Genomic DNA, 14,379 nt, shown 5'->3' with positions numbered 1-14,379 from the left:
CTGAACATGGTCTCTCTTTGTCATCATTCGAATCACCCCTTATATCTATATTCGACATCAAGGGGCGAATCTCCTTTTTGATTGCAAGAAAAAAAGCCTATTTTCATAGACTTTTTCAACAACCTCAGAATGCAATTCTCAATGTTTTATGGTATGATGGCGGGTGGATATGTGAATTGACTGAAGAGGAGACGATTACGTGAGTCAGCGACATCAATGGCTGCCTTATCTGGCAGGACTAAGTTTTTCGATTATTTTCGGTTTATCGTTTATGTTTACAAAGGAAGGGCTGACGGTTATTCAACCTTTTCATCTGTTAGCCTTTCGATTTGGTGTGGCCGTTCTGTTCATGACTCTGTTGCGAATGATAGGGCTTTTAAAAATGAGCTTTCGAGGTAAAAACATAAAAGTGTTATTGTTTCTATCGCTTTTTCAGCCTGTCATTTACTTTGTCTGTGAAATTATTGGAATCAGCAAAACCACTGCTTCGGAGGCGGGAATGATGATTGCTCTGATTCCGGTTGTTGTCGCCATACTATCCACTCTCTTTCTGAAAGAACCACCAACCCGGCTTCAGTCACTGTTTATTGGGGCTTCGGTGGCAGGTGTGTTTTTCATCATGTATATGACTGGTAATGTAGCTATTGGTGATAATTTGGAAGGGATGTTCATCCTGTTGGGAGCGGTATTGGCAGCGGGTGTTTTCAACATCATGTCTCGCAAACTATCGCTGCACTTTTCGTCGGTGGAAATAACTTATGGGATGATGTGCATGGGACTGATCAGTTTCGGAGGTGTGTCATTGATTCAACACATCCTTGCGGGCAATTTGGGAGCATTCTTTCAACCACTGGGTCATCCCCAGGCTGTGGTGAGCATTTTTTACCTGGGTTTAGTTTCATCAGTGGTAGGCTTCTTCATGATGAACTACATGCTGTCAAAGGTGGAAGCCTCCAGATCAGCAGTGTTTGCAAATTTGGTAACCATTGTTTCGATTATTGCCGGGGTAGTTATATTGGGCGATCCATTTTACTGGTATCATCTGGTGGGCGGTGGACTGATCATCATCGGCGTTTGGGGAACCAATCATTTCCGTCGTGCAATGTGATGCATCACCTGATCGAAGACGAATGGCATGTTTGTTAACACGCAGCATGGTTAATCCATATAAGCCGGATCAAAGACAGGATCCGGTTTTTTTAGTATTTCCAATAAAAGGGAGACGTTTTTATAGCCGGGTGATTGCCGTTGGATTGCAAGTAACTGCTGTTGTGCTGTTTCTATCACGCCCTGTTGCCAGTTAAGAAGGGAAAGTTGATAGGCGGCATCCAGTGCTGGTAAAGCTTTGAGCGATTGCTGGTTTAAAACGCTCTCAAAATGGAGTTTGGCTTCATCCAAACGTTGCAGTTTGTATGACAATCGGCCAAGGTAGTAAGATTTCCATGCACGGGCATCCTGCCTGGCCTCCTCTGATTCAGGAAGGTATTGGGCCACTGACATCGCGGTGTTGGCCTGATTTTTTTCCAGCGACAGCAGAAGATAGTTTTCCATGGATGACCAGTAAACAGGATTATTCCATTCAGATGAAGAAGTTGAAGTGAAATATCGATGATACGCATTATAAGCGGCAGCAGGATTTTCCTGCTCCAAATGGCAGCTGGCAATGACCATAAGAAGGAAAGGTGGCGCCTTGGGATACTCCATAACGCGGTTTAGAGCTTCAATACATGCCGCGTGTTGTTTTCTGCGAAGTGCCTGAATAGCTTCTCGGTAGGCAACTGAAGGTGCGTCGGTTTTTTTGCGCCATTGTCTCCGAATGATGAGTAAAAGAGCTCCGGCAAAAAAAGCAAGCGGGATGCGAAAGCTGAAAAAAATCAGCAAAATTCCAAGCACACCCAGAGAAGCTTGTATGGGATAAAGAGGACTGCGTAGTTCGTGGGGTACATCAGAAGTGACAAACTGACTGATCAATGAGTTACTAATAACCTCTAACCCTTTGTTGCGATTATTACGCTTTAGTGTGAGTGATGTATTCGCGGATGACATTTTTTTAGATGATTTACTCACTATGATACTCCCTTCAACGTGTCCTTTGATGCATTCATTATAAATAGAAGCCATCAGAAAATCAATAAAAGGAACATATTCCTTGATGAGTGCCATTGAAGTGGTTGTTTGCAGGTAAATTGAAGCGGATGTGCTTTTGTCGGGAAGCAAAATCGTATCGATACGATATGTGGGAATTATCTCCTGAATCTTTACACTCAACCATTTATGGTGGTAAAATAAAGGTGACAGAAAACGATACACAATCGATACAATTGGAGGGGTTGGCAATGAACACACAGACAAAAGATATCACTCTTACCGGGTTACTGATAGCGTTGGTGGCTGCTGCAACCATGTTGATCACTATCCCGGTCCCTGCGACTGAAGGGTTTATTCATGCAGGAGATGGCGTTATTTTCTTTGTAAGTGTATATTTTGGCAGGCGAAAAGGAGCTTTGGCGGCAGGCATTGGCAGTGCCATGGCTGACTTGTTACTTGGATATACCATGTGGATTATCCCCACGTTATTGGTTAAATCGCTGATGGGGTACTTGGTGGGTGCCGTCGCAGAAAAAGGCAAACGAAACCACTTGGGAATGGTTGATATGATTGGTGTATCCCTGGGTGCAGTCTGGATGGCCTGCGGATATTTAGTCGCCGGCATCTTCCTGAAGGGCAGTTTGCAAGTTGCGCTGACAGGCTTACCTTGGGACTTGGTGCAAGGATTCGGCGGCGTGGTCTTATTTATCCCTGTGGCTCTGGCGATTAACAAAACCCGTTTTTTTAATCATCAGTTGCATTAATCGGACAACTGGCTTAAAGAGGATTAGTGCCCGGCGATGCCGGGCACTTTTAGGCTGTGGCGCTTACACTCACCATGATACAGTTCGGTGATTGACATCGCCAAATGATTGGGATAAGATTGTGAGGGTTCGTTCTAATTCAATAATGCAGACACGATTAAGGTGTAGGCGTGATCGCGGATAGTTGAAACAGTAAAGGGGTCATTTATGAAAACGGTTAATCAATCATTCCAAGATGAAGTTCGACGACGCAGAACCTTCGCCATCATCTCCCATCCTGATGCAGGAAAAACAACACTGACAGAGAAGCTGCTTCTTTATGGAGGTGCCATTCGTCTTGCCGGTTCGGTGAAATCACGCCGGGCTCAACGGCATGCGGTATCTGACTGGATGGAAATTGAAAAGCAACGGGGCATATCGGTGACATCCAGTGTTCTCCAGTTTGAGTACATGGGACATATGGTGAATTTGCTGGATACACCCGGACATCAGGATTTCAGCGAAGATACTTACAGAACACTTATGGCAGCAGATAATGCTGTGATGGTCATCGACTGTGCCAAAGGTGTTGAAGCGCAAACCAAGAAGCTGTTCCAGGTATGCCGATTGAGAGGTATACCCATTTTCACATTCATTAACAAAATGGACCGTGCAGGAAAAGACCCTTTTGAATTGCTGGAGGAAATTGAGCAGGTGCTGGGTATTGAATCGTACCCCATGAACTGGCCGGTGGGAACTGATGGCCAATTTAGAGGCGTGTACAATCGTGTGAAAGCGCAAATGGAAATTTTCGAAGGCGGTCACCACGGACAATCGCAGGTTTCTGCCATCACCGGAGATATTGACAGCCCTGTGTTTCATGATTTACTCGGAGAAACACTTCACAAACAATTAATGGGTGAGATTGAACTGCTTGATGAAGCAGGTAATCAATTCGATCTGAAACGGGTGCTGAAGGGAGAACTAACACCAGTATTCTTTGGCAGTGCCATGACAAATTTTGGGGTGCAGCCCTTTTTGGAATCTTTTCTTGAACTAACCTTACCCCCGGCACCACGCTTCAGTCAGGGAAAAGAAGTGGATCCGGAGAGACCTGATTTTTCAGCCTTTATCTTTAAAATTCAGGCGAATATGAACCCGGCACATCGTGATCGTATTGCTTTTTTGCGTATCTGTTCGGGCAGATTTTCCAAAGGGATGAACGCGACACTTTCTCGAAATAGCAAAAAAGTAAAACTGGCTCAACCACAGCAATTTTTTGCGCAAGACAGATCATCGGTGGAAGAAGCTTACCCTGGCGATATCATCGGTATACATGATCCGGGCATATTCCGCATAGGCGATACGCTGTTTGAAAATGATGATCTCATTCAATATGATGATATTCCTGTGTTTGCGCCGGAACATTTTGCGAAAATTCACGCCAAAGACTCCATGAAGCGAAAACAGTTCATTAAAGGAATACAGCAGCTGTCTGAAGAAGGCGCTATTCAGGTTTTCAGACCTATTAACAGCGGGATTGAAGAAATCATTGTGGGCGTTGTTGGAATATTGCAGTTTGAAGTGCTGGAATATCGGTTGGTGAATGAGTATAATGTTGAAATACGCATGCAGCAGTTGCCTTATCGTCAAGTAAGATGGATTGAATCTGAAAGGTTCGATGCAGATGCCTTTAACTTGACAATGGATGCAATTATCGCACTTGATCAAGACGATCATCCCGTGCTGATGTATCAAAACGAATGGTCTGAAGAACGAATCATGGAACGCAACAAAGGAGTTGTTCTGCAACCCATTGCACGAAGAACTTACCGTTAGTTCATTCAATTAACAATTTTAATGATCTGCAATAAATCCAGTGTTGAAATGATGCCTGATATCCGGTTTTTTGCCCACTCATGCAAGCGGCAGTGATTTCATGTTATAATGGAAGCGACATCAGATGGTGCCGCACTTTTGCAAATAAGGTGTGGATGATCGATAAAACGATGATTCGTCAGAATCATGAAATCAAAAGGATGATTCCCATGGATAGCGAAAAAAATGTCATGGTATGTGTGACACAGCAAAAAACATGTGAGCGGCTGATTCGAAAAGGTGCAGCAATCAGAGATGCTCAGGGAGGCAGGCTTCTGGTGGTACATGTCACCCCAACCTCATTGAAAATATTAGGGAATTACAGCCAGCCGGAAGCGTTGGACTATCTTTACGAAATCTCCAAGTCAATGGATGCTGAAATGACAGTCATTCGTTCAACAGAAACGGTGAAAACATTGGTGGATTTCTGCCGTGATCATGAGGTTGTGACGGTGGTAATGGGGGAATCACTTCGCCCATCCAGAGAAAATACCATTATAGACGAATTAAGCCAAAAGCTTGGCAAAAAAACAGCAATTAAAATAGTACCGGTGTGATGAACATGAAAAATGAACTGCGTTATCGCAGCTATGCGGCCCATTTACGTGAACGTTATGGGAAAAAAGTGTATAAAATACCACTGAATCTGCCTGCAGGCTGTCCCAATCGTGATGGCAGCCTTGGGAGCGGGGGGTGTGATTTCTGTGCTCCAGAAGGGGCAGGCTTTGAACTGCTGCCGGAACTGTTACCCGTTGATGAACAGCTGAAAACGAATATGCACTATATCGGCAGCCGTTACGGTGCCGATACTTTTATTGCTTATTTTCAAAATTACTGTAACACGTATCTTTCCAATGCCATTTTTGAACAAGCTATACGTGCTGCAGTTCATCCTCATGTGGTGGAAATGGCCATTTCAACACGGCCTGACTGTATTGATGAGCGCCAATTGATCTTTTTAAAGGAAATGCAGCAAGAAACCGGTATACGCATGACATTTGAACTGGGTCTCCAGACAGCCAATTACAGAACCTTGTATCAGATCAACAGGGGCCATGGGTTGGCTTCATTTATTGATGCAGTTTTAAAGGTGCATCGTTATGAATTTGAAGTATGTGCCCATGCGATCCTAAATCTTCCTGGTGATGATAACCTTGATGCTGTCGAAACAGCCAGGGTTCTATCTGCATTGGAAGTGGAACAGGTGAAACTCCACGCTCTTTACCTTATGAAAAACACAAAAATGGGAGAGGCTTATGAGCAGGGGGCTTTTCAAATGATCTCACTGGAGGATTATCAGGAAAGGGTTATTTTATTTTTAGAGCATCTGGCTCCCAAGATGGTGGTACAGCGCCTGATCGGCAGAGCGCCGGAAAGAAACAGTATTTTTGTGAACTGGGGAACCAGTTGGTGGAAAATCAGAGATGAGATTCACCAAAAAATGGAAAGAGAAAATCGGTGCCAGGGCACAAAGCATCAGCATTTTGCGGGATTCTCTGAAAATGTGACAAAGTCAGAAGAAATATAAAATTTGATTAACAAGCAGCAGGAATTTGGATGTGAGTGTCGAATATAATAAAATATCAGAAGGTTTATCATGATGAAACCGTTTGCTATATCAGATTATGGGAATGTATGCAGTATAGGCAGTATAGAAGGATAACATATAACGGAGGGATGCCACATGATAAAGTTAATTGTCGGGAAAAAAGGCAGTGGTAAAACAAAAAAACTTGTGCACATGGCGAATGAATCTGTCAAACGGGCCAAGGGACATGTTGTCTTTATTGACACAGATCACAGTAAAATGTTTCAAGTTGATTATCGCGCCCGGTTCATGCATCTCAGTGAGTATCAATTGGCTGATGAAATGGAGTTTTTTGGATTTTTATGTGGTGTGATTGCCTCCAATTACGATATTGAGCACGTGTACGTGGACGGCCTCATGAAACTTAGTCGTGATGGCCTTGAAAGTCTGGAGCCCTTTTTTAATCGATTAAATCAGATAGAAATGAAGTATAATATTTCTTTTGTGTTTGGAATCAGCTGGGACCAGCAGGATGTTCCTGATTATTTTAAAAGCTTTCAGATAGAATATCTTACTTAATTCATGTCATACTTAGAAAGCCTCCACGGTGCACTGTGATAAGTTCTTGAGACCATTATCTTTCACTGAAGGGTACGACGTTGACACCACCGAAAGATACACTTTTCGCGTCATTGGGACACGAAATGATTACGGGGGATAAATGTTATCCCTTGAAACAGGATCATTTTTAAGGAGGGTTTTCATGAAAGCGAGAGTAGGGATTAACGGTTTCGGACGTATTGGCAAAGTTGCATTAAGAGTGTGGCTTGAAAATGAGCGCGATATTGAAATTATCGCCATTAACAGCACCAGCGGTCCTGCGAAGCATGCCCACATTTTAAAGTATGACAGTATGTACGGGACTCTTCCCCAAGACGTATCGGCAACTGATAACGAGCTGCACATTGGCGATAAAGTTATCAAGTTTACTGCGCATAGAGACCCGGCTGACATTCCATGGAAAGAAATGGGAGTCGATATTGTTCTCGAATGCTCTGGTAAGTTCAATACAGAAGAAAGCGCTATGAAACATGTTCAGGCAGGTGCCAAAAAAGTCATTCTTTCAGCACCTCCAAAAAGTGACAATATCCCACAAGTGGTCATGGGTGTCAACGAAGAAATCTATGATTCAGCCAAGCACCATGTTCTCTCCAATGCCTCCTGCACCACCAATTGCATGGCTCCTTTTGCCAAAATCATCAACGATGAGTTTGGTATAGAATACGGCTTGATGACAACTGTGCATGCCTATACCAACGACCAGCAGCTGCTTGACAAGCCCCACTCAGATCCGCGTCGAGCCCGCGCGGCTGCGCAATCCATTATTCCCACCACAACAGGTGCAGCAAAAGCTGTCACGAAAGTAATCCCTGAACTGAAAGGTAAATTGAATGGTTTTGCAATGCGCGTACCAACACCTGTTGTTTCAGTGGTTGATCTGGTGATGCAGCTGAAGAAAGATACAACAGTTGAAGAAGTGAACCGGAAGCTGAAGGAAGCCTCGGAGGGTAAGTTAAAGGGTATTATGGGTTTTAGTGAAGAACCGCTGGTTTCCATTGACTACAAAAAAGACAGCCGGTCCAGTATTATTGACGGTCTTTCCACTATGATGGTTGGTCCGCGTTTTTTAAAAGTGGTTGCCTGGTATGATAATGAATGGGGTTTCTCGGAACGTTTGGTAGACTTCTTGGCGTATGTAGCTTCAAAGGGATACTAGCTAACCTTCATGTACGTGTACATGCAAAAAGTCCTTCACTGAGCAAATCCTTGCAGACCGTTATCATAGATGATGACGGTCTTTTGCTGTTCGCGTGCTTCAAGGGTGCTATTTTTGCTGGCATCAATGGCGGAGGTTGTGTATAATGAAATGGGTCTGCATCGAAAATATCAAGGGAGTGGAGAAGATGGAGAATATTGAATGGAAAAAATTTCTCATCCCCTATGAACATGCTGTTGAAGAATTGAAGGTGAAATTTCGCAGTATAAGGAGCGAACTATTAATGGTGGGTGCCTACTCACCCATTGAGTTTGTGGTGGGCCGCGTCAAACGTGTGTCCAGCATACTTGAAAAAGCCAAACTCTTAAACCTTGAGTTGGATGAAATTGAAGAAGGAATTGAAGATATTGCAGGTATTCGCATCATGTGTCAGTTTGTGGAAGATATTTACACAGTGGTTGATTTCATACGCGAACGAGAAGGAAAAGACATGGAAATTGTCAATATAAAAGACTATATTACAAATCAGAAAGACAGCGGTTATCGGAGCTATCATGTGGTGGTGCGATATCCAATTCAAACAGCTTTTGGACACAAAAAAATTCTTGCAGAAGTACAAATTCGAACACTGGCAATGAATTTCTGGGCGACCATTGAACACTCCCTGAACTATAAATATAAGCAGCAAATCCCAGCGCACGTGACTGATCGTTTAAAAAAAGCAGCAGATGCTGCCATGGTGCTGGACCAGGAAATGTCGGAAATTCGCTATGAAATCAGAGAAGCTCAAAAACTATTTGAAACCAAATCAAATGTGGTGTCTGCTATTCTTGGACATATACAGCAGCTGCGAGTAAGAGGATTTCATCAGGAAGCCGAACAATATCATCAAGAATTTGAAAATATATGGATATTAAGCGATTTACAGCAACTAAAAAAATTGGCCAGAAAACTGCGTGAGCAAGTTGATGACTATGACACCTACGGAACCGATAAAAATCGATTTTCAACAGACTAAACAGGAGGTCAATATGATCTATACCATAGGGGATCTTCATCTGGGAAGCCAGGTTGAAAAGCCCATGTCTGTCTTTGGCAGTCACTGGAAAGACCACCATCTGAAGATTGGGGAAAGTTGGATAAAACAAGTGAAAGCTTGTGATGCAGTGCTTGTTCCCGGCGACATCTCATGGGCCATGACCCTTGAGGAAGCGCTGCCAGATCTTCGGTGGATTGACAGCCTGCCGGGACGCAAGTACTTGATCAGAGGCAACCACGATTACTGGTGGCGAAGTATCCAACGACTCAATGAGATATCAGAAACCATGTTTTTTATTCAAAATCAGTTTTTCGCTTATCAAAATGTCGCCATTTGCGGCACCAGAGGCTGGATGTGTCCTGGAACACCGGGGTACACGCAGCAAGATGATAAAATTTATCAACGGGAAGCGCAACGGCTGAAGCTTTCACTTGAAACAGCGAAAAGGGCAGGACATGATCATATTATCGGCATGATTCATTATCCGCCTGCAAATGAAAAAAAAGAACCTTCCCTGTTTACCCAACTGTTTGAACAGTACAACGTTTCACACGTTGTTTATGGGCATCTTCATGGGGAAGATTCTCATTTATTAGGATCACTGGGATACATCAACCAGATAAACTACCAGCTGGCATCTTGTGATTACCTGGACTTTCAGGTAGTTGCGCTACACCAGGCCGCTGGAGCCTAACACGTTTCGAATTTTATGCTTTACCATTTCGCGAATAGCGTCACGACCAGGGCCGAGATATTTACGGGGGTCAAAATTGGTTGGATCCTCAGCAAACTCCTTTCGAATGGCAGCGGTCATGGCCAGACGCAGGTCGGTATCGATATTAACCTTGCAGACACCATGGCGGGCGGCTTCTCGAATCATGGTTTCAGGAACACCCTGAGCCCCGGGAATCTGACCGCCATACTGATTGCAAATTTTAACAAACTCAGGCAACACAGTTGACGCACCATGTAGAACCATGGGGGTGCCGGGAATCTTTGCTGCGATGGCTTTCAGCCTCGCGAAATCTAGGTTGGGTTCACCCTTGAATTTATAGGCACCATGGCTGGTACCGATGGCAACGGCGAGGGCATCTACACCCGTTTTTTCAACAAATTCTTGTGCTTGATCGGGATCTGTGTAGGTAGCATCGGCAGCACTGACGTTAACGGCATCTTCGACACCAGCCAGCCGTCCAAGCTCAGCTTCCACTACTACGCCATGAGCATGAGCATATTCAACAACCTTTTTTGTGATGGCAATGTTTTCTTCAAAAGTATGATGAGAGGCATCAATCATAACAGAAGTAAAACCGTCATCAACGCATTGCTTGCAAATTTCAAAACTCTCCCCATGATCAAGGTGCAGTACGATGGGGAGCCCGGAGTCTTCCACGGCTGCTTCCACCAGTTTTTTTAAATAAATGGGATTGGCATATTTTCGGGCTCCGGCAGAAACCTGCAATATTAAAGGGGAACGCTCCTCTTTAGCTGCATCCACGATCCCTTGTATGATCTCCATGTTGTTGACATTGAAGGCACCGATTGCATAGTCTTTTTCATAAGCCTTTTCAAATAGCGACTGACTTGTAATTAATGGCACGGGCACCACTCCTTTTTGTTTTATTCTACCATATCAAATGAGTGGATGCAATCGAAAAACGTTGGAATATTAAGGATTCAAGCGATTCGGGAAAAGGTTTTCCTGGTCTTTTTTTGTCCCGGGCTTTGTTTTTTAACGTAAATAGGGTAAAATAGTAATAACCATAGAGCTGGTCCATCTCTTAATCAACGTTTTAAGAACGACCTGAATCCATAGCAGGTAAGTAGTTCAGAGATGACGGAAAACAGGCCGATGGACATGATAGAAAGAGGTGTGAAGAATGAGAGTAAAAGCGCAGCTTCCAAATATGCTCACATATTTGAACTTGACGCTTGGTTTGCTGGCAATCGTCTGTATTGTCAGTGAGCAGTACGTAATTTCAGCATTATTGATTATCCTGGCAGCGCTGATGGATCGTCTTGATGGAAAACTGGCCAGAAAGCTGGATGTTGAAAGCGAGTTTGGAAAAGAACTGGATTCACTTTGTGACTTGATTTCATTCGGAGTGGCGCCAGCTATTCTTATGTGGAGCTTTCACATGGCTGATATTGGGGTACTCGGTTTTTTTGTGGTGGCTTTGTTTGCCATTAGCGGTGCCTATCGGTTGGCTTTTTTCAATATCACAGATTTTGACGGATTTTACATGGGAATTCCCATCACCCTCTGTGGGGGATTTGTAGCATTAATGGCGATTTATTCGGCGAATTACGCCACTAATATCTATGTACTGGGATTTATCATGCTTTTGCTGTCTTATGCCATGGTCAGTAAAAGAATTCGCCTTAAAAAAAGGTAATCTCTGGCTAAAGAAGTTGCAGAAGGATTCTGCCAGAAATAGTGTGCATTCAATGTCAGGAATGCGTCCAAAGAAGTATGCGAAGTACAAGTTGGAGGATGTGTGCAGATGCGGTACGTAGCCGGCAGAAACCTGTTTAAGGAATATGCCGATATACGCGAGGGCCTTATTTTTCAATACAAAAAAGGGGATTTAAGTAAAAAAGAGTACATCCGAGAGAGTTATGACCTATTGCTTCGCTACGAAGCCAGTCCCTTTCAGAATGTGGATAGTTTTGATAAGGCTGTTTTCAACTACCACTACTACAACACAATGGCAAAATATATCAAGATGAAGGCCGATGAGCTTCGACAAAAGGAGAAACACCAAGATCTTTATCGGCAAATGATTCAACGAAAAGACAAGTACTATCATCAAAAAGACCGCACAAGCTGGTGTGCTGTCAAGCTCCTGGATTATTCCGGGATAGAAGCCTATCATATTAAGGTAACTTCTCGATTTCTGAAAGAGAGCCTTCTTGAAATTGTTTTTATTGATTACCCTGAAGTGGTTTTTCACTCCCGAGGCAAATGGCTGAAAGAGCAACTGGAGAAGGAAGGTCTATTTCTTGATGGAACCAGGCGTTCGGTCATTGAACATTACGTGAACGAACGATACTGATCAGCGTCATCTTGACAAAACAATACAATGGACAAGGAGGGATTATATGTATCAAATCCATACCGCTGACCATTATTTGTGGGAGAATCTGAACCTTGACGGAAAACTGGTGTTGGAGGGTGGTACCAGCTGGGGAAACACGACTCAACGAATCGCCGAAAAAGTGGAGGAACAAGGCTGGAAGACTCGTCTGATTTCTGTGGATATTGATGATGATCATTTTAACCAGATCCAAGAATTACTGCATGGGAGATTTGAAGAATTGCAGCTGCGCCAAGCTGATCTGAGCCGTCTGGATTTCATGGAAAACAATGTGATCGATGTGGTGATTTGCAACTACACCCTTTCATCTGTTAACCAGTTTCCATTGCGTGCGACAAAAGCCCTCAGTGAGTTTCACCGGGTACTGAAGCCAGGAGGGCAGCTGGTGATAATGGAAGAAATGCCGATATGGTCAGTGGAAAACAGGGATTACCCCTACTGGTCACAACGACTTCGCGTTATTAAAAGCATCAGCGTACTGAAGGCCATGGCACACTTTAACGAAATTCACCCCATTGATTTGGAGCAGACACTGGGGATCCTTGGATTTAAACAGGTCAAATACCAGGAGTTCAAAGAAATCATTGATTCTGAAATGGCAACACGCTTTCTTGACAAACGAAAACAGACACTTCTTAAAGGTGTCAATGACATTGAAAATGAAAACCTCACCAAAGGTTTTGTTGAGATCACAGAGAAATTGGTGAAGGAGTTGGAGCTGGCAAAAGAGTTTTCGGCACCTGCTTATATTCTAAAAGCCATTAAGTAATCAACCAACAGTGTCACATGTGCCCGGAAGAAATCTTCCGGGTGCTTCTATGTAAAGGAGTGATTCAATGGGACTAAAGGGTATGGAAATTGAAATGGATATAGAAGAAATGATTTTCGGCGGCAAGGCGGTCGGTGAATACGAAGGTCAGCGAGTGGTCACCAGTTATGGCATTGTTGGTCAGCGAGTACAGGCAAAAATCAAACGTGTACGGCAAACACATCTTGAAGCTAATACCCTGCAGGTGATTGACAAATCACCAGTTGAAATAGAGGAGGCTTGTCCCCACTCAGGAACCTGCGGAGGATGCAGCCTGCAGGGAGTCTCATACCAGTGGCAGGTTGAGTCGAAAAATGAACAAGTGAAGGCGCTTTTTTCTGAGCGGAAACTCGTGCCGTCTATCTGGCATAAACCAGTTAAGAGTCCTCGAATTGAGGGCTACAGGAATAAAATGGAGTTTTCTTTTGGAAACCAGGAACGAGGCGGGCAGCTAACGTTGGGCATGCATCAGCGGGGCAGACGGTATGATGTTGTGGATACTGCGCATTGTAACCTTGTCGACGAAGATTTTCGCCATATTCGCACCGCCACAGTGACATTTTTTAGAGAGCGGCAGGTGCAACCGTATCACAAAATTTCGCACAATGGCACATTAAGGCACCTTGTAGTTCGTAAAGCTGCATTCACTAGTGAAATAATGGTGAACCTGGTGACAGCCAATGCGCCAGAGCTTTTGGTGAATGAATGGAAAGAAAGGCTGTTGTCACTTGAGTTGGGGGGGGATCTGGCGAGCATCTTGTGGACTGTGAACAATCAGGTGGCAGATACAGTTCAAAGCGATCACATACAATGTCTTTATGGAAAAGAATCCATTCGAGAGAGTTTGCTGGGCTTGAATTTTACCATCACACCCTTTTCATTTTTTCAAACCAACAGCTATGCGGCTGAGTGCCTTTACGAAATAGCGACTTCCTTTCTGTCGGAAACCGACCAAAATGTCTATGATCTTTACTGTGGCCTGGGAACCATTACCCAGCTGATGGCCCGCCGGGCTTCGAAAGTGACGGGTATTGAACTGGTGACAGAAGCAGTGCAGCAGGCAAGAAAAGACGCGCAGCTCAATGGTTTTGAAAACTGCAGCTTCATAGCTGGTGACGTGAAAGAAACATTGGATCAACTGCCGGGAAAACCAGACGCACTCATTCTTGACCCGCCCCGGGCGGGAGTGCATCATAAAGCCATGGCAGATCTGCTGGCCATGAAACCTGAAAAAATGATCTACATCTCATGCAACCCCCGCACTTTGGTGGATAACCTGGAGCAGGCGACAGCAGCTGGCTGGCATATTGAATCTGCGCAGTGCGTTGATCTTTTTCCAAATACGCCCCACGTTGAGTGTGTGGTATTGATGTCAAAAAAAGAAGCAAATTAAATAAATCAATTAGTGGCGTTTTTAAAT

The 14,379-nt window shown here is 44.0% G+C and carries 16 protein-coding genes; 14 read left to right on the top strand and 2 right to left on the bottom strand.

The window, feature by feature from the left end:
- A partial coding sequence (locus AAIG11_RS03695) for a hypothetical protein (RefSeq protein WP_343184909.1) occupies nt 1-203 on the top strand: 203 nt, incomplete at its 5' end.
- Nucleotides 200-1,108: a DMT family transporter gene (locus AAIG11_RS03690; RefSeq protein WP_343184908.1), complete on the top strand. Its 909-nt coding sequence runs from the start codon at nt 200-202 to the stop codon at nt 1,106-1,108. The genes AAIG11_RS03695 and AAIG11_RS03690, both read left to right, overlap by 4 nt.
- Nucleotides 1,109-1,158: 50 nt before the next feature.
- Here AAIG11_RS03690 and AAIG11_RS03685 read toward each other — a convergent pair whose 3' ends face one another.
- Nucleotides 1,159-2,163, bottom strand: a complete 1,005-nt coding sequence (locus tag AAIG11_RS03685) for a tetratricopeptide repeat protein (RefSeq protein ID WP_343184907.1) — start codon at nt 2,161-2,163, stop codon at nt 1,159-1,161.
- A gap of 173 nt (nt 2,164-2,336) precedes the next feature.
- Here AAIG11_RS03685 and AAIG11_RS03680 point away from each other — a divergent pair, with 173 nt between their 5' ends.
- From AAIG11_RS03680 to AAIG11_RS03645, 8 genes are all read left to right on the top strand, one after another.
- Nucleotides 2,337-2,852 carry an ECF transporter S component gene (locus tag AAIG11_RS03680; RefSeq protein WP_343184906.1) on the top strand — a complete coding sequence of 172 codons (516 nt, stop codon included), beginning with the start codon at nt 2,337-2,339 and terminating at the stop codon, nt 2,850-2,852.
- A 207-nt stretch (nt 2,853-3,059) separates the two neighbouring features.
- Nucleotides 3,060-4,670 carry a peptide chain release factor 3 gene (locus AAIG11_RS03675; protein ID WP_343184905.1) on the top strand — a complete coding sequence of 537 codons (1,611 nt, stop codon included), beginning with the start codon at nt 3,060-3,062 and terminating at the stop codon, nt 4,668-4,670.
- 209 nt (nt 4,671-4,879) lie between these two features.
- Nucleotides 4,880-5,266 carry a universal stress protein gene (locus AAIG11_RS03670; protein ID WP_343184904.1) on the top strand — a complete coding sequence of 129 codons (387 nt, stop codon included), beginning with the start codon at nt 4,880-4,882 and terminating at the stop codon, nt 5,264-5,266.
- A gap of 5 nt (nt 5,267-5,271) precedes the next feature.
- Nucleotides 5,272-6,237: a tRNA modification radical SAM protein MnmL/YtqA gene (gene mnmL, locus AAIG11_RS03665; protein ID WP_343184903.1), complete on the top strand. Its 966-nt coding sequence runs from the start codon at nt 5,272-5,274 to the stop codon at nt 6,235-6,237.
- A 156-nt stretch (nt 6,238-6,393) separates the two neighbouring features.
- Nucleotides 6,394-6,816, top strand: coding sequence for a hypothetical protein (locus tag AAIG11_RS03660; RefSeq protein ID WP_283408291.1), 423 nt, complete (start codon nt 6,394-6,396; stop codon nt 6,814-6,816).
- Between the two features lie 184 nt (nt 6,817-7,000).
- Nucleotides 7,001-8,014 carry a type I glyceraldehyde-3-phosphate dehydrogenase gene (gap, locus tag AAIG11_RS03655; RefSeq protein ID WP_343184902.1) on the top strand — a complete coding sequence of 338 codons (1,014 nt, stop codon included), beginning with the start codon at nt 7,001-7,003 and terminating at the stop codon, nt 8,012-8,014.
- Between the two features lie 145 nt (nt 8,015-8,159).
- Nucleotides 8,160-9,032, top strand: coding sequence for a GTP diphosphokinase (gene yjbM, locus AAIG11_RS03650; protein WP_425499404.1), 873 nt, complete (start codon nt 8,160-8,162; stop codon nt 9,030-9,032).
- A gap of 13 nt (nt 9,033-9,045) precedes the next feature.
- Nucleotides 9,046-9,747, top strand: coding sequence for a metallophosphoesterase (locus AAIG11_RS03645; protein WP_343184901.1), 702 nt, complete (start codon nt 9,046-9,048; stop codon nt 9,745-9,747).
- Here the strand turns inward: AAIG11_RS03645 and fba are convergent.
- Nucleotides 9,724-10,653, bottom strand: coding sequence for a class II fructose-1,6-bisphosphate aldolase (gene fba, locus AAIG11_RS03640; protein ID WP_343184900.1), 930 nt, complete (start codon nt 10,651-10,653; stop codon nt 9,724-9,726). The genes AAIG11_RS03645 and fba overlap by 24 nt on opposite strands.
- 280 nt (nt 10,654-10,933) lie before the next feature.
- Between fba and pssA the strand changes: the two genes are divergently transcribed.
- The 4 genes from pssA (at nt 10,934) to rlmD (ending at nt 14,352) form a co-directional block, all read left to right on the top strand.
- Entirely contained in the window at nt 10,934-11,449 is a 516-nt protein-coding gene (gene pssA, locus AAIG11_RS03635; protein WP_343184899.1) for a CDP-diacylglycerol--serine O-phosphatidyltransferase, read from the top strand.
- A gap of 108 nt (nt 11,450-11,557) precedes the next feature.
- Nucleotides 11,558-12,109 carry a DUF6648 family protein gene (locus AAIG11_RS03630; protein ID WP_343184898.1) on the top strand — a complete coding sequence of 184 codons (552 nt, stop codon included), beginning with the start codon at nt 11,558-11,560 and terminating at the stop codon, nt 12,107-12,109.
- A 46-nt stretch (nt 12,110-12,155) separates the two neighbouring features.
- On the top strand, nt 12,156-12,920 hold the full coding sequence (locus AAIG11_RS03625; RefSeq protein ID WP_343184897.1) for a class I SAM-dependent methyltransferase: 765 nt from the start codon (nt 12,156-12,158) through the stop codon (nt 12,918-12,920).
- A gap of 67 nt (nt 12,921-12,987) precedes the next feature.
- A complete protein-coding gene (gene rlmD, locus AAIG11_RS03620) occupies nt 12,988-14,352 on the top strand; it encodes a 23S rRNA (uracil(1939)-C(5))-methyltransferase RlmD (RefSeq protein ID WP_343184896.1) in 1,365 nt (454 codons plus the stop codon).
- Nucleotides 14,353-14,379 lie beyond the last annotated feature (27 nt).

The organism is Anoxynatronum sibiricum, from assembly GCF_039414295.1.
GTDB classification, from domain to species: Bacteria; Bacillota; Clostridia; order Peptostreptococcales; family Tindalliaceae; genus Anoxynatronum; species Anoxynatronum sibiricum.
This window is presented reverse-complemented; position numbering and strand designations above follow the sequence as displayed.

Bases quoted from the DNA above. Each gene is read 5' to 3' on its own strand.
- AAIG11_RS03685 (WP_343184907.1), bottom strand. From the start codon at position 2,163: ATGGCACTCATCAAGGAATATGTTCCTTTTATTGATTTTCTGATGGCT.
- AAIG11_RS03680 (WP_343184906.1), top strand. From the start codon at position 2,337: ATGAACACACAGACAAAAGATATCACTCTTACCGGGTTACTGATAGCG.
- AAIG11_RS03675 (WP_343184905.1), top strand. From the start codon at position 3,060: ATGAAAACGGTTAATCAATCATTCCAAGATGAAGTTCGACGACGCAGA.
- AAIG11_RS03670 (WP_343184904.1), top strand. From the start codon at position 4,880: ATGGATAGCGAAAAAAATGTCATGGTATGTGTGACACAGCAAAAAACA.
- mnmL (WP_343184903.1), top strand. From the start codon at position 5,272: ATGAAAAATGAACTGCGTTATCGCAGCTATGCGGCCCATTTACGTGAA.
- AAIG11_RS03660 (WP_283408291.1), top strand. From the start codon at position 6,394: ATGATAAAGTTAATTGTCGGGAAAAAAGGCAGTGGTAAAACAAAAAAA.
- gap (WP_343184902.1), top strand. From the start codon at position 7,001: ATGAAAGCGAGAGTAGGGATTAACGGTTTCGGACGTATTGGCAAAGTT.
- yjbM (WP_425499404.1), top strand. From the start codon at position 8,160: ATGAAATGGGTCTGCATCGAAAATATCAAGGGAGTGGAGAAGATGGAG.
- AAIG11_RS03645 (WP_343184901.1), top strand. From the start codon at position 9,046: ATGATCTATACCATAGGGGATCTTCATCTGGGAAGCCAGGTTGAAAAG.
- pssA (WP_343184899.1), top strand. From the start codon at position 10,934: ATGAGAGTAAAAGCGCAGCTTCCAAATATGCTCACATATTTGAACTTG.
- AAIG11_RS03630 (WP_343184898.1), top strand. From the start codon at position 11,558: ATGCGGTACGTAGCCGGCAGAAACCTGTTTAAGGAATATGCCGATATA.
- AAIG11_RS03625 (WP_343184897.1), top strand. From the start codon at position 12,156: ATGTATCAAATCCATACCGCTGACCATTATTTGTGGGAGAATCTGAAC.
- rlmD (WP_343184896.1), top strand. From the start codon at position 12,988: ATGGGACTAAAGGGTATGGAAATTGAAATGGATATAGAAGAAATGATT.